This is a genomic window from uncultured Shimia sp. (assembly GCF_947493595.1).
Lineage (GTDB): Bacteria > Pseudomonadota > Alphaproteobacteria > Rhodobacterales > Rhodobacteraceae > Shimia.
This window is the reverse complement of record NZ_CANLRL010000012.1, coordinates 50,992-74,314: the sequence shown is the minus strand read 5'-3', so window position 1 is coordinate 74,314 and position 23,323 is coordinate 50,992. Positions and strand designations below refer to the sequence as shown.

Genomic DNA, 23,323 nt, shown 5'->3' with positions numbered 1-23,323 from the left:
TTGCCCATTTGCCGCCACTTCTTGTTTTGGTGCCTATATGGCGGCTGGATAGGAACTCCCTGATCGGGATTAGCTCCCCAAACTCTTGAGATACGCGATGATTGCGTCCCGATCCTTCTCTTTCTTAAGGCCGGAAAAACTCATTTTGGTGCCTTTCAGGTAAGCTTTGGGCTTGGCCAAAAATTCTGCCATTTCCTTATCGTCCCAAACGCGACCTTCTTCTCCCGCCGCGTGGAAAGCTTTGGAGTATTTAAAGCCGTCAACGGAAGCAAAATCGCGTCCCATGATGTTGTTCAAGACCGGACCAGTCTTGTTTTTGGCACCTTCGCCAACCTGATGGCACGCTTTGCATTTCTTGAAGACCTTTTCTCCAGATTTGACCAATTCCGGATCAAGCGCAGCGACGTCCTCCGCAACAGGCGCAGGATCTGGAGCTGATGCTGCCTGCTCGCCGGAAGCTTCGTCTGGCGTCACGTCGAGCACGGACGCGCGCATTGTGATTTCCACACTGTCTTTGCAGTTTTTCATACATGGTTCTGCGCGCCACATCGCGTATTCCATGGACGGGCGATCATCCACAATGAACCCGTCCTTATTGTACATTGCGAACTCGCGGAAATTCTCGTGGCTCAACTCAAAGTCATCATCCACCAGGTCGTTGGAATAAAGGATATACGCCACGATAGCATAAACTTCGTCTTCGCTCAGGGTTTGCGCCGCGCCAAAGGGCATGGACCGGTTCACGTAGTCCCAAACCGTTGACAAATATGGCCAATAGCTGCCCACCGTTTTCACGGGATCCTTGTCTGCAAGCGTGTCAAAGCCGCCCGCCAGCACAGGCCAGTTGTCCACGCCTTCGGCAAAATCGCCATGGCAGGACGCGCATTTTTCGGCAAAGACTTCCTCACCGGTATAGGCGTCGCCGCGGCCTTCAGGCAGGCCGCGGCCATCAGGAAGCACATCCACATCCCATGCGGCAATCTCTTCAGGAAGCGCCTGACGCCCAAGCCCGAGTTTGCCGTCCGCACGAGCGGGCGAGGCCATTACCAATAGCGCGGCGGATACCTTAAGAAACTTCGACATTTTCCGCCTCCCCGGTGGCCTTCAAGTGCCAAGTCTGGATACAATTGTTGTGATAGATGGAGTTCTCACCACGCACCTCACGCAGTTGAGATTTGGTTGGCTGGACATATCCAGTTTCGTCCATGGCCCGTGCCTGAAGCAGCCACTCTTCACCGGCCCATTCCGTATCAAGATAGAAACGGGTCAGCGCCTTGCTGTCCCCCTGTGAGCGTCCAAGACGCGCGGCTTCCCAAGTCATGCCGCCATCTTTGGAGACATCCACTCGCGTGATCCGCCCATGTCCGGACCACGCGAGGCCAGAGATCACCAGCGGCCCATGGCCATGGGTGATCGGCATTTGCGGGCTTGGGGATGTGATCACTGACTTGGCATCCATCTCCCAGGTCCATTTGCGCGCGGTGCCGTCGGCCAGCACGTCGGTGTATTTGCTGGTCTCTTCGCGACTTTGAACCGCGGCGTCGGTCACCTCGATGCGGCGCAGCCATTTGACCCACATGTTGCCTTCCCAGCCGGGAACGACAAGGCGTACAGGATAGCCGTGCTCCTTGCGCAGCGCCTCGCCATTGGCTTTGAACGCAACCAGAACATCGTCCAGCGCTTTCTCCATTGGGATTGAACGGCCGTTGGAAGACGCGTCCGCGCCCTCCACATAGACCCACTTGTCCGCAAGATCGCCTGCGGCGCCAAGCCCTGCTTCGTTCAGGAGGGCGCGCAACGGAATGCCAGAGTACTCCATGTTATGGATCATGCCATGGGTGAACTGCACCCCGTTGAGCTGCGCGCCAGCCCATTCCATGCCGGTGTTGGCGGCGCATTCGCAGAAATAGATATGGTTTTCGCGCGGGAAACGCTCAAGATCGGCATAGGTGAAAACCAGCGGTTGGTCGACCAAGCCGTTGATCATAAGTCGGTAGTCTTCTTTGCGCAGTTCAATTGCACCGGAATGATGACGTTCAAAGGCACAGCCTTGCGGCGTAATGGTGCCATCAAGGGCATGGATTGGCGTGAAATTGATCGAGCTGATCGGGTCCGCAGTCAGCCACGGCACATTGCGCCGCACAACATCCTTTTCAAACTCGATAGGCAGGCCGTAAGGCGTCTCGTCTACGCCCTCGCCGGTAAAGGATGCCCAATCTTGAACCTCAGTGATCAAAGGGTCGGGTGTGCCCGCCGAAGCCGCGCCCGCGACCGTACCGGCCATCGCCGCCGCACCACCTTTCAAAAAAGCGCGGCGCGATGTGTTCTTCAACTCATCAGACATGTCTGATGCTCCTCTTTCCTCAAACGCCAACCACGTCGACGCTGTTGTTCTCCTGCACCGTCACGGTGCCCTGTTTACGAATATGACTTTCGACCACGTCCCAGATTTTGGGACCTTCGGTGCCTTCATTGACGCTGGCCCATCCCGCCACCACGTAGGATTTTGATGGGTCAATGGTTTCGCCCGTCTTTAGCAACGTCATGTTGGAAATCCGTTCGCCCTGCGGCTTGGAAATGTCGATCCGGTAGCCAAGCCCACCGGTGCGGACCATGTCTCCGCCCTGTTGGTAGTAGGGGTCGGGGTTGAAGATGTTATCGGCCACATCCTCCAGAACGATCTTCAGGAACTCTCCGGTCATTTCGGAGCGATAAGCTTCGCCGTAGGACATGGAGGTGACGTTCCAGATGTCTTCGCGGGTGATGTCCTGTCCAGGGATCAAGCTTGGCCCCCAGCGAACGCCGGGGCTCAATGCGATTTGGGCGTCCCGTTCGGACAGCAAGGCATCACAGATCAGGTCGTCCCAGCTGCCATTGAAATTTCCGCGGCGATACAGAAGGGAGTCCGTTTGGCCGATGACTTCCCGCATCGCAGTTTCATAAGGCGCGCGCTGGGCATCGATCAGATTGGCGACGTCAGCGTCGGGCGTAATGATGTCCGAAAAAATGGGGATCAGTTTGTGGCGATAGCCCATCATTTTGCCGTCGCGTACATCCAAATCCACGCGGCTCACGAATTTGCCGTTAGACCCTGACGGCACGATGATCGTTGAACCGGACACCACCGGCTCTGGCAAGGCGTCATGCGTGTGGCCCGAGAGTATCACGTCAATCCCCTTGACCACGGTGGCCATCTTCTTGTCGACGTCAAAGCCGTTGTGCGACAGCACAACAACACAGTCCGCGCCTTGGGAGCGCACCTCATCCACCATCTTCTGCATATGTTCGTCACGAATGCCAAAACTGTACTCAGGGAACATCCAACCTGGGTTGGCGATTGGCATGTAGGGGAAAGCCTGACCAATGACCGCGACTTTGGCGCCGCCACGTTCAAAGAAGGTGTAGGGAGGGAACAGCTCTGCGGGTTCGTCCCACTCGGCGTCAAAAATGTTCTGGCCGAGCGCAGCGAAAGGAAGATTTTCAACGATTTCGGCCACGCGGTCGCTGCCAAGGGTGAATTCCCAGTGGAAGGTCATGGCGTCCGGTTTGAGTGCGTTCATCACATTGACCATGTCCTGACCCTGCGTGTGGTAACAGGTGTAGGACCCGTGCCATGTGTCGCCGCCGTCCAAGAGGATTGCGTCCGGTCTGTCGGCACGAATGGCGTTGATCACGGTGGCCACACGATCGAGCCCACCGACGCGGCCATACCCTTTGGCCAAAGAGGAAAAGTCTCCGGCGCTAAGCGCGTAATGGGACGGAGACCCATCCGCAATGCCATAGGCTTTGCGAAAATCAGCGCCGGTGATGTGCGGGACTGCGCCTTTGTTTGCGCCGACGCCGATGTTCACAGAGGGTTCGCGGAAGTAGATCGGTTTGAGTTGAGCGTGGATGTCCGTGACGTGGATTAGCGACACGTTACCGTAGGTATCAAATTGCAGCAGTTGATCCTGCGTCAAAGACTGTTGCGCGGCCAGCCGCGCCCAATTGCCAAATCCTGAGGCTCCGACAATTGCCGAGGCTGCCATACCGACTTGAAGAAAGTCACGTCGCGAAATCATCCTGCTTTATTCCTTACATATTCGCATGTGTGAATTTATTGGTTGTGAGAATGGGCCCGCCTACACAAAGCGAGCCCATTTTCCGTTTAGTTGCGCACTGAAGGGGTTTCGACTGACAACCCATTGCCGCGAGACGCCAGGTACAATTCCAGCGCTTTGAATTTTTCGCCACCCTCTTTGTAGGGTTCCGCACGAATGTTTTTCATGCAGCCCTTGAAACGGCCGTGTGAGGAATTCAGTTTGGCATTTTTCAAGCGGTAGGTGGGGAAGCCGTTGATCTGCCCCTGGCTTAGATGATCCGCGCGGATCATCACGCCATAGTTGTCTTCGTGGCAATTGGAGCAGGCCATATCAAGCTGCCCTACACGGGTGTAATACAACTCTTTGCCTTTTTCCCAGAACGGAGCCGCATCGCCATCAATCGCCACATCAATGGGCATTCCCCGAGACTGAAGGCCGATCAAGGCGGTCATGGCGGTCATGTCGCCGCCGGACCATTTCCATGGCTCTGCGCCCATCCGTTCGGTCCGACACCCATTAACGAGCTCCTCCATCGTGACCAGTTCACCGTCTTGGACCTTTGGAAGTTTGGTACGCAAGCCTGCGAACTCGGCCACATCTTCGTGGCAGGACGCACAGGCTTTGCCTTCTGAGCCGTCAACCGCATCAAAAAGGTCGATGCCCTTGTCGACAAACACAAACGCCGGGTTGTCAAAATCATCCATTTCCAGAGATTGCGTTTCCACGGATCGGAATCGCCAGCCGGAATAGATTGTGTCAACGTTTTCCATATGGGCCGGCGCCGCGACCTCCGTCACCATTGGGGCGCCGTCGATGGACAGCTCATTGCTATCCTGTGCTGTCGCTGCGCCCACGGCGAGCGTCGATACAGCGATCAAAGTTGTTATTCTACGCATGCCTTCCTCCCTTTGCGTGCGCCTTAGGACACACTGATTTTTTTGGCAGTTTCGTAGACGGACCCGTCATCGTCGTACCAGGTGAATTTGAATTCTCCGGCCTCAGGGACGGTCGATTCAAACTGGAAGTAGGGGTTTGTGGAAATTGCCGGTTCCAGCGTCACGTCGATCACGTTCTGACCGTTAAAATCAGCTGTAAAGCGGTTGATGATCGAACGTGGGATGACATTGCCATCGCCGTCCTTGCGCTGTCCGCTTTCCATTTTGTGACTGATCAGGGTTTTGATAACGATTGTTTCGCCTGCCGCAGCCGACTTCGGGACTTTCACGCGGGGTTTTACACCAGATGCCATGTTTGTTCTCCTCGTCTCTGGTTCAGCCGCCGCAGCCGCCGATGGTCACTTTCACGTTGGACGTTGCTTTCTGGAAAGATCCGTCTTCCATCTGCGCAATGGCCACAACGTTTTGAGTTTTTGCCAAGCGAATGCGCGTGGATGCGCTTCGCGAAGGGTTCATTGGGCCAAACTTGACCGACGCCACATTGGGCACTGGATTGCCATCCGCAAAAATGGCGACCATCACAGCGCCAGGCGCGGTGACTTCGATTGGAACCGTGTTGCCGTTCTCGGCAATTTCAGGTGCGGTGATAGCCAGATCACCCTCGCTGACATCGGCCCCTCCGGTGATTTTGGCAATTTCGTCGTCAGTCAGGGACGCAATTGCAGGAAGTGCGCCCATCAGGGTGGCGCCCATGCCCACAGATCCCATGACCAGCAGATCTCGACGTGTTAGTTGCATTCTAGTCTCCTCAAGAATTTGATCACTCGTCTTCGAGTGTCATCAGGTAGGCAATCACGTCTTCGACCTGCTGGGCCGACAGAATGGATTTGCCATCGAACTTGCCCAAGGGCCGCTCGTATCCTGCATTGATGTAGAAGGCTGGCATGATTGTGCCTTCGAAAATCATTTTTGCGTTGGTCACGATCCCGCGCAGTTCAGCCTCTGACCAGCGGTCCGCCACTCCGTCCAACGTCGGGCCAACTTCTCCGTGGAAACTCTGTTCCGGTATGTCCGCATTTGTGTGGCATGCGAGGCAGTTGCCCTGCTTGCGGTTTGCGAAAACTTTGCGCCCGGACACAGCATCACCTGCCTGTCCTGTCAGAGACGCGTTGACCACGCCTTCTTCAAACATAACGTCGGATGGATCGACTTCATTCGCCGCTCCGATGGACGCGCAAAGTGCGATGATCGCAGCTCCTCCCAGTGCACGTTTCATGTGCCCTCCCTTGGTAGATTCTTTGCCTTGGTACTCGGTAGACTAAGGCACACAAATCAAGGAACGCAACAACAAATTCATTTACATGAATTTATGCATCTGTTTGCAGGTGCAGCATTTTTTGGAATATTATTTCCCAAGATGGGCGTACGTAAGGGAAATCTCCTCTTACTGGCTTTGCTCGGAGAATTTTCTCGCATGGTATTTTTGGAAGGGCTCATCGCCATTGTAACCCTCCTCCAGCACCCAACTGAGCAGGTTTTTGGTGGTATGCTTGCCAAAGGCTCCGGGCATGTTGGCCACGGCGGCCTGCACTGCCGTCGCGTCTTCATCCACGTCTTGCGGTAAGAAGATCATATTGGGCGTGAACAGGGCACCCCAGCGCTTGACCATATCTTTTTCCGATAAAGTGACCCCATCGAAATCCGTGACCTCCACGTCGCCAAACATGTTGATTTGCACAACAAAGAATTGATCTTCCAACATTGTTGCGATCTCTGGAACGACGAAGACCTCTTCGTGCATCTTGCGACAGTAGATACATCCGCGTTGTTCAATCAGGATTAGAAGACGTTTGTCCTCGCCATTGGCTTCTTCAAGATCCTCGCGAAGATCTTTGAAGGTGTCCCGCATCCACGGTGCCTTGTGCAGCCCGTCATCTCCCATTTCTGCAGCGCAGAGAGGCAAGGCCAGAATGCTTGCAATAAGCGTCATCCAAGGTGTCTTCATTGTCTTTCTCCGTCTCACGATTTTATCCAACCGAGCTAAACCAGGGCACAGCTTCAAGCATCCATTGGGCAATGACGTTCACAGTGTTTGTGGCGATCATCAGCCCGAATAAGATCAAAAACGCGCCCATGATTTTCTCGACGGTTCCAAGGTGTCGACGGAACCGCGCCATCCATCGCATGAATGGCGCCACAAAGATCGCCGCTATGACAAATGGCGCAGTCATGCCGACTCCGTAAACAAACAAAAGCAAGGCGCCATGACCCGCTGTTTCTTGACCGGCCGCGGTAAATAGGATTGCGGCCAATACAGGCCCGACGCATGGGGTCCAGCCAAATGCAAAGGCCAAGCCAATGACAAAGGCGCCCATCAAGCCAACACTGTCTGTTTCCCCGGCATCCATTCTGAATTGGCGGTAAAGGAACCCAATTCTGATGACCCCGAGGAAGTGCAATCCCATCGCAATGATCACCGCCGCCGCGATCCACCTCAAGACATCGAAGTACTCGCGGACGAGTTGCCCAAATACAGTTGCGGTGGCGCCCAAGCCCATAAAAACGACTATGACGCCAAGCGAAAAGCAAAGTGCCATAACAAAGGCACGGTGCCGAACTGCAGGCGGAACCTCAGCGTCTGCGGAAATCTCGGACATGCTGACACCAGCCAGATAGCTGAGATAAAAAGGGACTATTGGCAGTATGCAAGGTGACACGAAGGACAATAGTCCGGCCACGAAGGCTCCTGCGGCAGTGACGTCAAACATCGCGAACTCTGATCTTGATAAATTCACATATTAGATTATGTTATTTCGTAAGTCGGTCAACTGGGAGTTTCGATGTGCGTCAAATATGGGCGCTCTTGACCATCATTTTTGTAAACTTGTCGGCGCCCACACACGCCGAGACCGTTCTTCTGATGATGGAGGAGGAGGGCTGCCTTTGGTGTGCCCGATGGAACGAAGAGATCGCGCCGATTTACCCAAAAACCGCGGAGGGGCAAATTGCGCCCCTGCAACGGCATGACATCCATGACCCGCTCCCAAATGTCGCGCTGGCACGCAGCGTGGTTTTCACGCCCACCTTTATTCTATTAGTAAACGGAATTGAAAAAGACCGCATTGAAGGCTACCCCGGTGAAGATTTCTTCTGGGGGCTGGTGTCTGAAATGTTAAAACGATCTTCAATTGAGCCTGACACCTCTGGAAGCTGAACACATGACTGAAGCGCAAACCGTATCTGAAACCTCGGCCTCAAAATCGAAGCTGCCTGTCTTTGACGCGAATACGTGTCCGGAAGATATGGCCAAAATGATGGCGAACGCACAGAACGCCTCCAATTTCCTCAAAGCGATCAGCCACGAGGGGCGCTTGATGATCCTCTGCCAGCTTGCTTCTGGCGAGAAATCTGTCACGGAGCTGGAAGATCTTCTGTCCGCCCGCCAAGCGGCGGTCTCTCAGCAGCTATCCAGACTGCGGTTGGAAGGGCTCGTCAAGCCGCGTCGCGATGGCAAGACCATTTACTACAGTTTGGTCGACGACCGGCCGAAAAAGATTATGGAAGTGGTCTACGAGTTGTTCTGCCAGGACGAATGACGAAACCTTTGCGTTCGGTCTTGGGGAGGAGCCCGTATGCTTGATTTTTTTGGAGAAGCCAACGCCGTAGCACTCATCGGTCTTGTTGGCGGTGTGCTCCTAGGCCTTGCCGCTCGGGTTGGGCGGTTCTGCACGCTCGGAGCTATTGAGGACCTTCTTTACTCGTCTGATGACCGCCGTATGCGCATGTGGGGCGTTGCAATAGGGGGGGCTGTTGTCGGCACTCAAATTGCAATTGCGACCGGCGCAATGGATGGCAGCGAGGCGGCCTATCTCACTCGTGTTTGGAACCCCGCTGCAACAGTGATCGGCGGATTGATGTTCGGCTATGGTATGGCTTTGTCCGGCAACTGTGGATACGGCGCCCTTGCGCGGCTGGGCGGTGGAGACTTCCGCGCCTTTGTTATTGTCATTGTTTTGGGGCTGTCTGCCTATCTGGTGATGTCTGGTCCACTGGCTCACCTCCGTGTTTGGTTGTTTCCGGTTCAAGAGGGTGCATCTACACCTCAAGGTTTTACGGGGCTATTTGAGACGACTTTGGGTCTAAATTCTTTGGGCGCCGGACTTTTTATTGGTGTCGCGATACTTGGCGTTTCATTGGCGTCACCGCGGATGCTGAAGTCGCCAGCGATGGTCTTCTGGGGGTTTATTGTTGGCATAGTTGTCGTATCAGGATGGGTAGGAACCTATTGGGTTGCTCAAGTTGGCTTCGGCAATGAGCCCGTAGAGTCACACTCGTTTGCTGCGCCAATTGGGGACACGATCTATTACGCAATGACGGCCTCCGGCAACGAATTATCCTTCAGTGTGGGGTCAGTCGTTGGAGTTGTTTTGGGGGCATTGATCGGGTCCGTCCGAAAGGGCCATTTCCGATGGGAAGCCTGCGATGATCCGCGCGAACTTAAGCGCCAGATGCTCGGCGCTGCACTTATGGGACCAGGTGCTATTTTGGCCGTTGGGTGCAGTGTGGGGCAGGGTTTGTCGGCATTCTCAGTGCTGTCCTTCAGCGCTCCGGTGGCCTTCATTTCGGTCATGATCGGTGCCGCTTTTGGATTGAGGCACCTCATTGCCGGGCTTCATTTAGCCGAGTGACCGCCGGACCATTTGCGAGCGGAATTAGGCGCGCCTTTGCCCAGGTTGCAATTCTCCGACGCAGGCGCCCAGCGGAAATTGCGTGCATCAATGGCGTTTAGGGCCTGTAGCGGTGGGCTCTTTTGGGGTTCCAACAACTGGGCTGCCGGTAACCGAAAAGATGTGGCAGGCAATCACCCCGACACCAAAGACGATCCGAAACGCAACATCCTAAGCTTGCTGCCGCAGTTTCCGCGCTTTCCGTGCTGAGTAAGCTGTCGGAACGGCATACGCGGCCCCGCCTCAGGCACCGGTGTTTCAAAACGGAGACCAGCCCGTGATCCTGGCTGTGGAGATGGCCCAGGATGTGGAGGTGACGACACTGGGGCCACAGCTGCAGCGCATCACCGAACAATTTGTGCAGGACATGCCTGTGGGGTTGTACTTGGAGTACTCGACTTTGCAGTCCGACATTGTCAGCGCGACCATAAGTGGTGCGATGCTGAATTTATGGCAGACCTTCCTGGCTGTGTTGGTCATCATGCTGTTATGTTTCGGGTGGCGTGACGGGTTCACCATTGCGGCCAACGTTGCGCTTTCCATCAGCTTCGCATTTTTGGGCATGACAATGCTGGGCATTGAGCTGCAACAAGTCTCCTTGGCCGCCATTATCATCAGCCTGGGCATGTTGGTGGACAACGGGCAGGTTGTTGTTGAGGACATTCAGCGTCGCATCCGCTCTGGTCAGGCGGCTGTGAAAGCCGCGTGTACGGCAGGTGGGGTGTTTGCCATGCCCCTGACGGTGTCTTCGGTCACCACCGTTGCGGCGTTTCTGCCGTTGTTCCTGCTGGGTAGAAATGAGGGCGCCTACGCATTCTCCTTGGTCACCTTGGTGCTGTTCATGCTGATAGGGCCATTGCTCACCGCGTTGTAATTTTTGCCGAGGTTGGCCGTCTGGACCATTGGCACGCGGGCACGGACGGATAGAAAACAGGTTGCCTTTGATCGTTTGTCAGCCGCTTACGCCAAAGCGGTGCGCCTGAGGTTGCAAGCGCCAGTGCTGTTTCTGCGGTGTGTACTTCTATTGGTTGCGCGCGGCAAACCCCGGTGTGGCAAACGTGTCGATTTTTGTCGGCGATGGTGGCCCGTGCGTTGTGTTGCCGATGGACCGAATGGAGGCGGATCCGGCGGCTGCCTTTCTGTTGGTAAACACGGTTAGCCCTGCGGATGTGGGCCCGATCATGCGCAAAGCACGGGACGCGGCGTTGTTTTGGTTTCCCAGCGCGAGTTTTCGGAACAAGCAGGTGGCGACAGCCAGCCGGGTACCGGTTTTGGAGGTGCAGATTCCGGCCGCACGCCGGTGGATGTTGTGCTGCGCGGCGCTGCAAAAGACAGGCGCAAAGACCGCGCCTTGCGGAACGCGGCGTCTAAGGCGCAGGTGCGCGTGACCGGGTTGGATCAAATGTCAGAGCTGGTTCTGGATCCCAAGCTGTCCGTGATACGCCGTCTCAACCAAAGCCGCGCCTTGACCGTTTCCGCAAGCTCCGATCAGATGACCACATTTGAGCTCCTGGCGTATGTGTCGCCGTCATTGGATCAGCTGGCCAGTGACATCGGGGTGTCGTACCAAATAACAATCGGAGGCGAGATTGAGATGGCGGCGATTGTGCGGGTAAAACTCGCCAATGGCATGCCCTATGCGCTTATTCCGATTGTGGTGGCGCTGATGATACAATTCAATTCCTGTCGCAGGGGCGCAAAAGCGGTTTCGCCCGATCGTTCTCAGGTCACTGACCATAGTGGTCGACCTTGTTCCAATGGCAGCTTTTGGCGGTACACTTTGGAAACCGATGGCCGCACTGATGTTAGGCGGTCTCGGAGTGACCTCCGTGCTGGCATTGTTTGTGGTGCCTTGGCTGTACCACGTGCTGTTAAAGTAGTTTGTAACGCGGCACCTATTGGGCTTTCACGCAGGCAGAATGAGTTTCATGGGCACAGGTCACTGGCTAGGCGTCCCGCCCTTACGTTCTCAGCCCCGCTTGAGAGGGCCCATTTGAATTTGGGTGCTTGATTGGCCTTTGGGCTTTCTACCTGTTGGTATCAGGCGCAGGTGGTTGGAACGCTATGTGGCGACCAAAGCGTTTCTTGTCCCATTTTTATGTCATAAACCACGCCCTGCGGACGATCCAACGCCTCTATGTCTTTTTGTGATAGACCACGAATGAGACCGCGGATCATACAGAGCGTCACGGAATGAGACACCAGGATGGTTGGGCGCTCCAACCCGCTTAGAAAGGCCTCACATCGGTCCCTTAGGGCGTCATAGCCTTCGCCGCCAGGGGCCGTCAGGAAGAGCCGCATCATCTTGTGATCCTCAAAGGATTCGTCGGACCCGATAATTTCCCGGTAGGTTTTGCCTTCCCACGCGCCGGCGTTGATCTCTGCCACCAAAGGATCAAGCCGGGGCAGTTTGCCAACAGCCCCAAGCGCAATCCGCGCGGTTTCTTGCGCCCGCCCGAGTGGGCTACACACCGCATCAAAGCGCGCGATGCCGTTGATCTGTTTCAGGATTTCACCCTGTTGGCGGGCTTGCGCCCGCCCCAGGTCCGTGAGTGGTGAGTTTTTGCGGCCCTGCAACCGGCCCTGTCGGTTCCATTTTGTTTCGCCATGGCGCAACAGAAGCAGGCGCGGGCCGGTATAGACAAAGCTCATGAGGCAACAATCACCGCTTCATTGGTGTTGACCTTCAGGTGCACATCACTGCCGGTGTCGCGCCAGTCATGTCCCACGTGGTGAAACTGATCCACAATCATTTCGGTGCCCGATGTGCGCACAATGTAGCGCACTTGGCTGCCCATAAACTCGCGATGCAAGATGGTGCCGGGCAGGGTGTCTGCCCCCGCTTGATCCACGATCTGCATGTTCTGCGGTCGCAGAACAATAGAGCCTGCACCCTCGTGGCCGTCGTTTAGGGCCAGCACGTCGCCCGCACTGGTGCGGAAACGCTTGGCACCCCCGTCACGTTCCACTTGCCCACCGAGGATATTGGCGGTGCCGAGAAACTCCGCCACAAACAGGTTTTCCGGCGTGTCATACAACACCTGTGGTGTGCCAATTTGCTGGATCACACCTTTGTCCAACACCGCCATGCGATCTGCGGTGGTGTTGGCCTCTTCCTGATCGTGGGTCACAAAGATGGTGGTCAGCCCCAACTTGCGTTGCAGCGCCAACAACTCCCGGCGCATTTGTACCCGCAGGCTGGCGTCCAGGTTGGAAAGCGGTTCATCCAGCAGCAACACTTCAGGTTCCACAACCACTGTACGGGCCAACGCTATCCGCTGTTGTTGCCCGCCAGAAAGCTGGTTTGGCATGCGGTCTGCCAAATGGCTCAGCCCAACCAATTCAAGGGCGGCGTCGACTTTCGGCGCAATCTCCGAGGCAGGCATTTTGCGTTCTTTGAGACCAAAGCCGACGTTGTCGCGCACCGACATATGTGGCCACAGCGCGTAGGATTGAAACACCATGCCCACATTGCGTTTCCACGGTGGCAAGTTGACCACATCACGCCCGCCAATGCGGATGCTGCCTTGCGGTGTGGGCCCAAACCCAGCAATGGAGCGCAACAGCGTCGATTTGCCAGAGCCTGAGGGCCCAAGGAAGGCGAAGAACTCGCCCGGTTGAATGTCGAGGTTCACCCCGGTCAACACCTCGGTTTCGCCAAAGGAGAGGTGCAGATCGTTGATTTCAATTCCGACCATTTGATTTGTCATAGTTCTATACTCCCGCACGTTTAGTGCGACTGATCCGTGGATTTGAATTTCTTGTCGCGCTCAATCATCAGCTGCGACAGGAAGGTGCCGAGGCCGACGATGATGACCGCAACCACACCAAGGGCTGCGCCAGCGCCACGTCCGGACGGCGTTTGCATGAAGAGGTAGATGCCATAAGCCAGCGGCGCGTCACTTTCCGAGCTCACCAGCATGATGGTGGCCGAGAGTTCCACGGCTGCCGTGGCAAAGGAGGTCACAAAGCCCGCCAGGATGCCGCCCGACATCAGCGGGATGACAATCCGGCGAATGGTGGAGCCTTTGGTTGCGCCAAGGCTTTCCGCAGCTTCTTCCAGCGCCAGAGATACCTGTTGCAATGCGGCGGTACAGGCACGCAATGCATAGGGTAGGCGGCGGATCATCAGGGCAAGCGCAATGATCACCCACCAGCTGGCCATCGGTTTATCCGTAAACGGGATGTCGATGGAGTGGAACACCCGCAGGTATCCAATGCCCAGCACCACACCCGGCACAGCCAAAGCGGCGGTGGCGAGGTAGTCCAGCGACTTACGGCCCCAGATGCCGGTGCGGATCACGATATAGGCAATGGCTGTGCCAATGATCACGTCGAGAACGGCTGCGATGCCCGCATAGATCACCGTGTTGGTGATGAACTGCTTCGAGTTCTCCCACATCACCACGTAGTTCTGCAGCGTGAACCCGTCTGGCAGCGGCGCAAAGCTCCAGATGGTGGCAAAGCTGAGCAGGGTCAGGCCAATGTGCGGGCTGAGCACCAGAATGAGAATGAAGGCCACTACCGCATATGCGGCAATCTTTTCCCCTGTGCGCAGGTCACGCCGAGACAGACCACCGCCGCCTTTTTGCACCGTGGAGTAGTCTTTGCCGCGCATCACAAGGAAGGACGCCCAGAGCGAGAAGATCGAGAAGGCCACCAGAATAAAGCTGATCACATAGCCCATCGGGTCGCTGATCCCAATCGAGCTGATCCGCAGGAAGGCCTGTGGCGCCAGCATATTGTTCACGTTGAGCAGCAGCGGCGTGCCAAGATCGTCAAACACCTTGATGAACACCAGCGCAGCGCCCGCCACGTAACCAGGCATGGCCAGCGGGAACACAATCCGACGGAACAGACGCATGCCTTGGGAACCGAGGTTCTGTGCGGCTTCTTCCATCGAGCGGTCGATGTTGCGCAGGCTGGTGGAGAGGTTGATCAGGATAAACGGGAAATAATGGATCGACTGCACCAGAATGACGCCATTGAGCCCCTCCATGAAAGGGATGTTGATGCCAAACTTCTCTTCCATCAGCAGGTTGAGCGTGCCGTTGCGACCAAAGATCAGCTGCATCGCCACCGCGCCAACAAAGGGCGGCATGATCAGCGGGATGAAACCAAGGCTTTGGATCACCACCGAGCCGGCAAAGTTGAAGCGGGTGGTGATGTAGGCCAATGGCAGGGCGATGACAGTGGCAAACACCACCGACATGGCGGAGACGTAGAAAGAGTTCCAGAAGCTTTCGCGGAACAGTGACGTGCGGAAGAAGTCCACAAAGTTCTGCAACGTCAGCGCGCCGGTGTTTGGGTCCAGAAAGGCAACGTAGATGACTTGCAGGACAGGGATGATCAGCAAACCGATCAGCAGGATGGCAATGATCAGCGCGGCGGCATGAAGCCCGGACACGCGCGGAAGGATCGACGCCGGAAGACGGTCAAGCAGAGACGGACCGCCGTTGGAGTGCGGCGAGGCATTCGACATGGGAAATTACCCGAGAATTTAGAGGAGAGTGGCTTTGGTGCCGGGGAGTGACCTGCACCAAAGCGCGAAGGGCAGGGCAGCATGGTGCCGCCCCGCGGGAGGTGCGTTACAGAGCGGCGGCTTTGTCAGCCAGCTCTTTGGCTTTGCGGTAGTTTTCCACCACCATAGCATCCCAACGCTGTTCCACTTCAGCCTGGCGCTCGCCAACCGTGTCGGTGGCTTTCTTGCGCTTTTTGGTGAAGATGCCAGCGAACTCCGCATCCATCGACGTCGCTTCGTCAATCGGGTTGGCGTCGATCAAGGCGCGGGCCTCTGCGATCAGCGCTTTGGCTTCCGCATTGTCCCCACCGGCGTGCTTGGCTTCGGCGGCTTGAACCGCGCCCACGGCAGCGCGCAGGTCATCCAGACGGTAGGTGATCATCACGTCAAACATGGAGTTCACCAGGTTGTAACGTGCACCGGATTTGGCCACGTCAAACTTCACAGCCGCCCCAATGGAGCCGTCTTCAAACGGGTTAGGGAAGCCTTCTGGCGCACTTGCGTAAGTGGCTGGGTTGATCGGCAAACGCATGATTGCCGGATCCAGCAACACTTCCTGACCAGCCGGTGTCAGCAGGTATTCCACAAAGGTTTTGGCCGCAGCCTCATTGGGGGCGTTGTTCACCACTGCGATGTTGGCAGGCACCAGCGCGGTCACTTCCGGATAGGCAAAATCAACCGGGAAACCGGAGGCTTTGGAGCTGAAGCCAAAGAAGTCGATCACAATACCCAAGCCAAAGTTGCCGGTGTTCACGCCATCTGGCACACCAAACGAACGTTCGGTCACGGTGGAGAAGTTACCGCCAATCCACTTCCATTCGGCCCAGCCTTTGTCCCAGCCTTCGCCCTGCAGAACGGTTTCCACAGTCAGGTGGGTGGTGCCGGAGCGTGACGGCGCGGACATGCCCACGTGGCCATGATAGGCGGCGTCTTTCAGCTCTGCCCAGTTTTTGGCCGGCTCAAGCTTCTTGGCTTTCAGGTAACGCTCATTCCACATGATGCCATAACCAGCGGCGGCAAAGCCGTAATACTTGCCGTCTGGATCGTTCATCGGATAAGCGCCGATTTTCTCTGGAATGCCGTCAGAGTTGATCTCGACGGAGGCCAGTAGTCCGTCACCTTTGAGCACTTCAAACGCATCTGGCGCGGAGGCCCAGAAGATGTCCGCCGTGTTGGCGTCTGAAATCTCTTGAATGTATTTCACACCTGCGGAGGTCTTCTTGTTCAGGATCTCCAGATCAATGCCCGGATTAGCCGCTTCAAAAGCCGCCTCAATCGGACCGGTCATCGAGTTGGGGAATGAGGTGACCACAACCACCTTGTCCGCCGCAAAGGCTGCGGATGCAGAGCTCAGGGCCAGAGCGGCCACAGATGTGCGAAAAGTTCGTTTCATATTTTCCTCCCATGGATGGGCATCACAAGTATAGCCCAACAATGGCCAAACCCTAGCGAGCCAATCTCAAAAGGCTCAACGGATGATTTCGAAACCGTTTTGATTGTGGGTTTGGGTCAAATTTGACACGTGAAATTGTGTCAAATTCGACCGATTTTCAATCAATGCCGCAGTGCTTCAGGCGCAGGTACAGCCGTTTGCGCGGGATACCGAGCAACTCTGCCGCCGCCGCCTTGCGTCCACCGCTTTGAATCAGCGCGTTGCTGAGCAGGTCGCGCTCGTGCCGCAGCATGGCCTCGTCATAGGTTTCCGTGACCGCCGCCGAGGCCCGTTCGTCCAGACGCACGGTCAGACCCACCACCAGCTTTTCAGCCACATTGCGCAATTCCCGCACATTGCCGGGCCAGGTGTATTTGCCAAGTGCATCCAGATCCGGCACCGGCAGCGCCTTTTGGGATTTACCATGGCGGGCGGCGGCGCGCTGAATGAAATGGTCAAGCAGGACAAACACATCCCGCCCCCGCTCTTTGAGCGGCGGCATCTCAATCTGGGCCACATTGATCCGGTACAGAAGGTCGCTGCGCAGTTTACTCGCTGCCAGAAGGTCCTCTGGTTTCTGACTGACAGAGGCCACCACGCGCGGCGCATCGGCGCTGTCAAAAATCCGCAGCAGCTGCGCCTGCAATTGATCGGACAGGGCTTCGATGTCTTGCAAATGCAAGGTGCCGCCCGATGCCCGCGCCACCGCGCCGCCGTCCTCAAACAACGTGCGCTCAATGGTGTCTTGCGACACGGCGGAACAGTTCACCACGACAAAGTTGCCACCGGCATTTGGGGACAGATCATGGATTGCCCGCGCGGCGGCGGTCTTGCCGGTGCCGTCCTGCCCCCACAACAACACATCCACCTGCAATGGCGCCACCGCTTGCAGGTCGCGTCGCACAAACCGCATGACTTTAGAACGCCCAACAAGCCGTTCTTCCAACGGCAATGTCTCGCGTGTCTTGTGTTGCAGGTTGGTCAGCTCCACCTGCAGGCTGCGCATTTTCAAGGCCCGCAATACCACCTGATGCAGGTGATCCGGGTGCACCGGTTTTTCGAGGAACTCAAAGGCCCCGTTGCGCATGGCCTGTACCGCAACCGGCACATCTCCGTGGCCGGTGAACAGGATCACCGGCACATCCGGCGCAAGCCGTTTGACCTCTTCCTGGAAGGCCAACCCGTCCATGCCGGGCATGCGAATATCGCTGAGCACCACACCGGGCCACTCGGGATCAAGCGCCTCCAACGCATCCGCTGCGCGAGCGAACCCTTTGGCCGGCAGCTTGTGTTTTTCAAAGGTGTCCAGAACCGCGTCGCGCAGATCGTCGTCGTCATCCACTAAGATTATTTGCGCCTGCATCTGTTCCCCCTTTGCGTAGAACAAGCGTTGCCGTTGCGCCCGGCCCATCCGTGTTGGGGCTCAGTTGCAAGTCGCCGTTCAGGTCTTTCATGATGTTGTAGGAAATCGACAAGCCCAGTCCCAGCCCCTTTCCAACCTCCTTAGTGGTCACAAATGGGTCGAGAGCCTCTGTCGCGGGGATCAGGTCAAACCCCGCACCATTGTCGCGCACCGAGAGATGCACCAAATTGTCGATCAATTGGGCACTGATGGTGATCTGGCCCGGTCGATCTGCTTGCTGGGTGGCGTCCAGCGCGTTGGACAGGATGTTGACCAGCACCTGTTCGATCAGGATTTTATCCCCGATCACAGTCAACTGGGGCAGGTCGTCCGCCACCGTGATCTCGGTGGCCTCCTGCGCAACGCGTGCTTTCAAGAGTGCCAGAGAGTCGCTCACCAGTTCATCCAGAGGGAGTCTGTCCTCGCTGAATTCCGAGCGCCGCGCAAAGTTGCGCAGATAGGCGATCGTGCGGGTCATGCGCTCAATTAGACCGTCCAGACGGGACAATTGCCGCGCAGTCATCTCCGCATCGCCTTCCGCCACATAGCCGTCCAGCAATTGCAACCGGTGCTGCATCGCGGCCAAAGGCTGATTCAACTCATGTGCAATGCCAGCCGACATCTGGCCCAACGCGGCCATTTTCCCGGCTTGAATCAGCTCCATCTGCGTTTGTTTGAGGGTCTCCACTGCGCGACGGCGCTCCTGCACCTCGCTTTCAAGCGAAGCCAGAGCGGCGTCACGTGTTTCAATGGAGCGTTCAAACTCGGAAATGGCCACCGAGAGCTGCACGATCTCGTCGTCTTCTTTGTTTGGTGGCAGTTTTAGGTTCTGACCTTGTGCAATGTCACTGAGGTTTTTGGTCATTTGCCGCAGCGGGCGCACAATGCCACTGCGCACATAGCCAAACAAAACCGCCACCCCAACAAAGGCCGCCAACAGGGTCAAACCTACCAGCCAACGGATAGCGACAGCAGACGCCCGTCGGGCTTTATCGGTGTCTTCCAGAATGCGTGCCCGTTGCTCTGCGCCTGCCGTGGACAGGGTGGTTTGCAGTTTGCTCAGATCGGCCTGTAACGTGGAGAGGCTGGTCAGAATTTGCGCCTGCCCGTCCAACCAGGTGCGGCGCAGGCTGAACACCCCAGTCTTGCTGGTGGCCACCGGCACCAACGCATCGACCGATTGGCGCAATGTGGCCAGTTCCGGTTTGTGGGGCAATTGTTGTTGCAACAGCGACATGCGCACCAGCGCGTCATCTGTCAAACCACGCAGTTGCTGTAGCCGGGGTATGCTTTCCGCAACCGCTGCCTGAAACACTAGGGTGGCGACATTGGCGGTGCCGTCTCCCAAACGCCGGACTGTGTCCCTTTGGCGGGCTTCCCCTTCGATCAAAATCGCCTGACGCGCGCGGAAATTGGCGTCGGCGCTGTTGACGATGCTGCTCATGGCCAGCGCGATGTTGAAGGAAAAGTCACTCAGAAGCGGGTCCACCTCATCCTGTACATCTGCATTGAGCCACCGCAACGCATTAAGCTGTGTGCCCATCTGGCGCTCCGCTTGCGAAATGGCCGTTTGCAGCGCCTGAATGTGGCCCAACTCGTCCGTGACATGGGCCACCACCTCAGCAGCAGCATTGGTTTCGTTGGTCTTGGTGATGGCATCCAGGCTGCCCAACAGCGCATTTTTGATGTCCAAAAAGTCGCCACTGGTGTTTGCATTTGTGCTCTGCCCCACAATCTGTGTGGCCATGGTGGAGAGCTGTGCCGAATGTTCGGCCAAGGCGCTCACCGCCGCCAGCGCCGGGATTTGTTCTGAGGCGATGGCGGCATAGTCGCGCTGGGCTTTTAGGAAAAACCCAATTGAGACCGCCAGCACCAACCACACAATCAGGATGATGCCGGAAATGCTGAGCAACAATCGGTTCCAGACGGACGCGCGTGGGCGTTTGGGAAATGCCGCCCGCATCAGTCGCGCACCACGTCTTGTGCTGCCCGCTTCTCCAAGGCGCGCAACAAGCTGTCCGCTTCCTGCAGACTGCGCCGTGACGCCGCGCGCCATGCTTGCACGCTGTCTTTCTGTTGGTCCGACAGGGTGGCAAAAGCATTGCCACTGGTGGTCTGCCCTTCGTTGCCAACATCGGCCTCACCAATCGGAATGGATGTCAAAAGGCGTCGGATTCTGTGCATCTCCACAGTGGGCGCTTCGCGTAGACCTTCCAGGGCGCGCAGCCTGCGCCAAGCCTCGCGGCGCGTCTCAAACACCTCAAACACAAAGGCGTCAAACAACGCATTGACCGCCCAGTACCGTTCACTGGCCAGAGCCGCATCATATTCCAACCAATTCAACGTCAGCGCGTCCTCCAAGACTTGATGATACGGAGCGGTGGCTTCTGCCCGAATGCTGGCGGAATGCGGCGTGCGCGCAATGCCCGGCGCAGTCAGCAGCCTTTGGCCGGCGTCGGAAATCACAAAGTCAACAAAGTGGCGCGCCGCGGCTGGTGCGTTCCCGCCCGCCAGAATGCCTATCCGAGCGGGGGTGACCATCACCGGTGTGCCATAGACAAATGCCAGGTTGTCCTCTGTCCGCGCATGGGCCAGGAAATCGATCGTCAGGCCAACGTCAAACCGTCCATTGGCGACGCCGTCCAACACGGTGAAACTGCGCGCCGTGATGGTGCTCAAATTCCCTGCCAGTTCCAGCAGGTAGGCCCACCCCTCCTGCCAGCCGCGCACCTGTAACGTGCGTTCCAGCATCATATGGGTCGAGCCGGAGCGCGAAGGCCGTGCCATCGCAATGGTGCCGGTTCTGTCGGATGACAAAAGTGCGTCCCAGCCTGCGGTTTTGGCCGCTGGGCCTGCACGTTTTTGGGTCCAGCCCAAGGCGGAGTAGGCAAAGGAATATACCTCCGGCGCTCCGGATGTTTCTGACACCGCCAAATGTCCATTTTGGAGCAACAGTTCAAACGCTTCCGGAGACGAGGACCAAAACACATCAAACTGCCGTTCATTGCCGCGCAGCAACTCATCCACAGAAGCATTGGTGTTTTTATTGAGCATGGCGACTTCGATATCCGGAAAACGCGCCCCGAACTCTGTCACAAACGGTTGGTAGAAACTGGGCGGCATGGAAGTCAGCACACGCAGTTGTTCGGCCTGTAAGGATGTGGCGAGTATGCCGAGGGAACAGGCCGCAAATGTCATAGAGCCCTTGAGCCACGTCACCGCTTCCCGCATTGATTTTGCCACTGCATGTCCCCCCAAACAGACGCGATCTTCCCGTTTAACCGATAGGCACGCATCGTGACTCGGCAGCATAGCGAGCAAGTCCAAGCTGGCAACCGATGACGTGACACATGTATTTTTCCGAAAAACGCGCAGGATTTACTGGGTTTGCATGTCCTTAATCATGGGGGTACGCTGAAAACACGCTGGCAATTTACCGATATGATGGGGTCATACCATGGAAAAACGACGCATTGTCTCTTCGCGCCACCTTGCCGAAGGCGACGGCTGGGAAGCCTCGGAAGTCGAATACGGCATGATCATTGCATACAACGCGTTTTCGCGTTGGATGACCCGTTGCATGGCCGCCGCTGGCAACGCCGATATGACGCCGCTTGAGATTTTGGTACTGCACAATCTCAATCACAGAGATCGGGATAAGCGCCTGACAGACATTGGGTTTTTGCTCAATATCGAGGACAGCCATACGGTCAACTACGCGCTCAAAAAGCTGTTGAAGATGGGGCTGATTGAATCCGAAAAGCGCGGCAAAGAGGTGTTTTATCGTCCCTCCGAAGCTGGCATCGCGCTGTGCGAAGACTATCGCACCGTGCGCGATCGCTGCTTTGTTGAAGGACTGTCGCGTCTGGATATGACCGGAGACGACATGCGTGACATCGCCTCCAGTCTGCGTCTTCTGTCCGGCCAGTATGATCAGGCCAGCCGGGCCGCCGCCTCGCTTTAGCGGCTCATCAGTTCGGGCAGGTAGGTCACGATCTGCGGGAACACCGCGATCAGACCCACGCCCACCAGCAACAACAAGAAGAAGGGGAAGGCCGCTTTGGCCACCTCCAAAATGTTGATGCCGGTCATGCCTTGGATGACAAACAGGTTGAAGCCCACAGGCGGGGTGATCTGGCTCATCTCCACCACGATCACCAGATAGATACCAAACCACAGTGGGTCGATGCCCACGGCGGCAATCATCGGCATGATGATCGAGGTGGTCAGCACCACCACAGAAATGCCATCCAGGAAGCAGCCTAGGATGATGAAGAAGATGGTCAGCGCAAACAGCAGCATGGGGGCCGACAGGTTCATCTCGGCGATCCAGGTCGCGAGGTTGCGCGGCAGACCAGTGAAGCCCATCGCCACAGACAGGTAAGCCGCACCCAGCAGGATAAAGGCGATCATGCAGGAGGTGCGCGTGGCAGAAAGCAGCGCATCCATAAATAGCTTCCAGCTAAACCCGCCAGAGAGCCATGCCAACAGCGTCGCAAGAACCACGCCCAAGGCGGCAGCGTCTGTAGGGGACGCCAGTCCGGTGTAGATCGAGCCAATCACGCCTACGATCAGTAGGGCCACGGGGATCAGGTTGCGGGAGGCTTTGATGCGCTCTGCAAAGCTGAACTGTTTGGCTTCTTGCGGGATCAATTCCGGGTTCAACCATGCGCGCACCGCCACGTAGCCGGCAAACAGGGTGATCAGCATGACACCTGGCAACACACCTGCAATGAATAGCCGCGCAATGGATTGCTCAGTCGCCACGCCATAAACAATCAGGATGATTGATGGTGGGATCAACAAGCCCAGCGTAGCCGAGCCCGCCAATGTGCCGAGGATCAGGCTTTGCGGATAGCCCCGCTCGGTCAGCTCCGGCACAGACATCCGGCCAATCGTGGCGGCGGTGGCGGCAGAGGAGCCGGACACGGCAGCAAAGATGGCGCAGCCAAAGACGTTCACATGCAAAAGCCGTCCCGGCGCGCGGCCAAGCCATGGCGCGAGGCCAGAGAACATGTCGTTGCTCAGGCGCGAGCGTAAGAGGATTTCCCCCATTAAGATAAACAAAGGCAGGGCGGTCAACGCCCAGCTGTGGGAGTGGCCCCAGAATGTGGTGGCCAATACCAGTCCAGCTGGCGCGTTGGAGAAGGCCAACAGCGCTACAAGCGCCACAACACCAAGTGACAAAGCCACCCAAAGACCTGCCGCCAAGCAAAGAAGCAGCAGGCCCAGCAGGACCAAAGCAATTAACGGATCAGCCATG

General features: G+C 56.8%; 23 protein-coding genes. 6 read left to right on the top strand and 17 right to left on the bottom strand.

From position 1 onward, the window contains the following. Positions 1-69: 69 nt before the first annotated feature. From Q0955_RS19975 to Q0955_RS19935, 9 genes are all read right to left on the bottom strand, one after another. Entirely contained in the window at positions 70-1,083 is a 1,014-nt protein-coding gene (locus Q0955_RS19975; protein WP_299428394.1) for a c-type cytochrome, read from the bottom strand. After that, entirely contained in the window at positions 1,067-2,344 is a 1,278-nt protein-coding gene (gene soxC, locus Q0955_RS19970; protein ID WP_299428391.1) for a sulfite dehydrogenase, read from the bottom strand. Before soxC ends, Q0955_RS19975 begins: the two co-directional genes overlap by 17 nt. 19 nt (positions 2,345-2,363) lie before the next feature. Further along, positions 2,364-4,061, bottom strand: a complete 1,698-nt coding sequence (gene soxB, locus Q0955_RS19965) for a thiosulfohydrolase SoxB (protein WP_299428388.1) — start codon at positions 4,059-4,061, stop codon at positions 2,364-2,366. Positions 4,062-4,147: 86 nt separating this feature from the next. Beyond that, positions 4,148-4,978: a sulfur oxidation c-type cytochrome SoxA gene (soxA, locus tag Q0955_RS19960; RefSeq protein ID WP_299428385.1), complete on the bottom strand. Its 831-nt coding sequence runs from the start codon at positions 4,976-4,978 to the stop codon at positions 4,148-4,150. Positions 4,979-5,001: 23 nt separating this feature from the next. Continuing rightward, complete coding sequence (gene soxZ, locus Q0955_RS19955) at positions 5,002-5,331, bottom strand: thiosulfate oxidation carrier complex protein SoxZ (protein ID WP_299428383.1); 330 nt, start codon at positions 5,329-5,331, stop codon at positions 5,002-5,004. 22 nt (positions 5,332-5,353) lie between these two features. Beyond that, positions 5,354-5,776, bottom strand: a complete 423-nt coding sequence (gene soxY / locus Q0955_RS19950; protein WP_299428380.1) for a thiosulfate oxidation carrier protein SoxY — start codon at positions 5,774-5,776, stop codon at positions 5,354-5,356. A 22-nt stretch (positions 5,777-5,798) separates the two neighbouring features. Further along, entirely contained in the window at positions 5,799-6,254 is a 456-nt protein-coding gene (gene soxX, locus Q0955_RS19945) for a sulfur oxidation c-type cytochrome SoxX (protein WP_299428377.1), read from the bottom strand. Between the two features lie 168 nt (positions 6,255-6,422). After that, positions 6,423-6,983, bottom strand: coding sequence for a thioredoxin family protein (locus Q0955_RS19940; protein WP_299428375.1), 561 nt, complete (start codon positions 6,981-6,983; stop codon positions 6,423-6,425). Between the two features lie 22 nt (positions 6,984-7,005). Next, complete coding sequence (locus tag Q0955_RS19935; protein ID WP_299428372.1) at positions 7,006-7,746, bottom strand: cytochrome c biogenesis CcdA family protein; 741 nt, start codon at positions 7,744-7,746, stop codon at positions 7,006-7,008. A gap of 95 nt (positions 7,747-7,841) precedes the next feature. Between Q0955_RS19935 and Q0955_RS19930 the strand changes: the two genes are divergently transcribed. From Q0955_RS19930 to Q0955_RS20920, 5 genes are all read left to right on the top strand, one after another. Beyond that, on the top strand, positions 7,842-8,192 hold the full coding sequence (locus Q0955_RS19930) for a hypothetical protein (RefSeq protein ID WP_299428369.1): 351 nt from the start codon (positions 7,842-7,844) through the stop codon (positions 8,190-8,192). 4 nt (positions 8,193-8,196) lie between these two features. Further along, positions 8,197-8,574, top strand: coding sequence for a metalloregulator ArsR/SmtB family transcription factor (locus Q0955_RS19925; RefSeq protein WP_299428366.1), 378 nt, complete (start codon positions 8,197-8,199; stop codon positions 8,572-8,574). Between the two features lie 36 nt (positions 8,575-8,610). After that, positions 8,611-9,666, top strand: a complete 1,056-nt coding sequence (locus Q0955_RS19920; protein ID WP_299428363.1) for a YeeE/YedE family protein — start codon at positions 8,611-8,613, stop codon at positions 9,664-9,666. Positions 9,667-9,958: 292 nt separating this feature from the next. Next, positions 9,959-10,579, top strand: coding sequence for an efflux RND transporter permease subunit (locus tag Q0955_RS19915; protein ID WP_299428361.1), 621 nt, complete (start codon positions 9,959-9,961; stop codon positions 10,577-10,579). Positions 10,580-11,444: 865 nt separating this feature from the next. Beyond that, entirely contained in the window at positions 11,445-11,585 is a 141-nt protein-coding gene (locus Q0955_RS20920) for a hypothetical protein (protein ID WP_366140708.1), read from the top strand. 160 nt (positions 11,586-11,745) lie between these two features. Here the strand turns inward: Q0955_RS20920 and Q0955_RS19905 are convergent, their stop codons facing one another. The 7 genes from Q0955_RS19905 to Q0955_RS19875 all read right to left on the bottom strand — a co-directional run bounded on the left by Q0955_RS19905 (position 11,746) and on the right by Q0955_RS19875 (position 21,303). Beyond that, entirely contained in the window at positions 11,746-12,357 is a 612-nt protein-coding gene (locus Q0955_RS19905; protein WP_299428355.1) for a histidine phosphatase family protein, read from the bottom strand. After that, a complete protein-coding gene (locus Q0955_RS19900; RefSeq protein ID WP_299428353.1) occupies positions 12,354-13,403 on the bottom strand; it encodes an ABC transporter ATP-binding protein in 1,050 nt (349 codons plus the stop codon). The genes Q0955_RS19905 and Q0955_RS19900 overlap by 4 nt, the downstream gene beginning before the upstream one ends. Before the next feature lie 32 nt (positions 13,404-13,435). Continuing rightward, positions 13,436-15,187, bottom strand: coding sequence for an iron ABC transporter permease (locus tag Q0955_RS19895; RefSeq protein WP_299428350.1), 1,752 nt, complete (start codon positions 15,185-15,187; stop codon positions 13,436-13,438). 106 nt (positions 15,188-15,293) lie between these two features. After that, positions 15,294-16,619 carry an extracellular solute-binding protein gene (locus tag Q0955_RS19890; RefSeq protein WP_299428347.1) on the bottom strand — a complete coding sequence of 442 codons (1,326 nt, stop codon included), beginning with the start codon at positions 16,617-16,619 and terminating at the stop codon, positions 15,294-15,296. 157 nt (positions 16,620-16,776) lie between these two features. Continuing rightward, on the bottom strand, positions 16,777-18,021 hold the full coding sequence (locus Q0955_RS19885; RefSeq protein WP_299428343.1) for a sigma-54 dependent transcriptional regulator: 1,245 nt from the start codon (positions 18,019-18,021) through the stop codon (positions 16,777-16,779). Beyond that, positions 17,993-20,116 (bottom strand): ATP-binding protein, encoded by a 2,124-nt coding sequence (locus tag Q0955_RS19880; RefSeq protein WP_299428340.1) that lies wholly within the window; start codon positions 20,114-20,116, stop codon positions 17,993-17,995. Before Q0955_RS19880 ends, Q0955_RS19885 begins: the two co-directional genes overlap by 29 nt. Further along, positions 20,023-21,303 (bottom strand): ABC transporter substrate-binding protein, encoded by a 1,281-nt coding sequence (locus tag Q0955_RS19875; protein WP_299428337.1) that lies wholly within the window; start codon positions 21,301-21,303, stop codon positions 20,023-20,025. Before Q0955_RS19875 ends, Q0955_RS19880 begins: the two co-directional genes overlap by 94 nt. 214 nt (positions 21,304-21,517) lie before the next feature. On the opposite strand from Q0955_RS19875, the gene Q0955_RS19870 reads away from it, so the two are divergent. Further along, complete coding sequence (locus Q0955_RS19870; protein ID WP_299428334.1) at positions 21,518-22,024, top strand: winged helix DNA-binding protein; 507 nt, start codon at positions 21,518-21,520, stop codon at positions 22,022-22,024. Here the strand turns inward: Q0955_RS19870 and Q0955_RS19865 are convergent. Beyond that, positions 22,021-23,322 (bottom strand): TRAP transporter large permease subunit, encoded by a 1,302-nt coding sequence (locus Q0955_RS19865; RefSeq protein WP_299428331.1) that lies wholly within the window; start codon positions 23,320-23,322, stop codon positions 22,021-22,023. The genes Q0955_RS19870 and Q0955_RS19865 overlap by 4 nt on opposite strands. Between the last annotated feature and the right edge of the window lies 1 nt (position 23,323).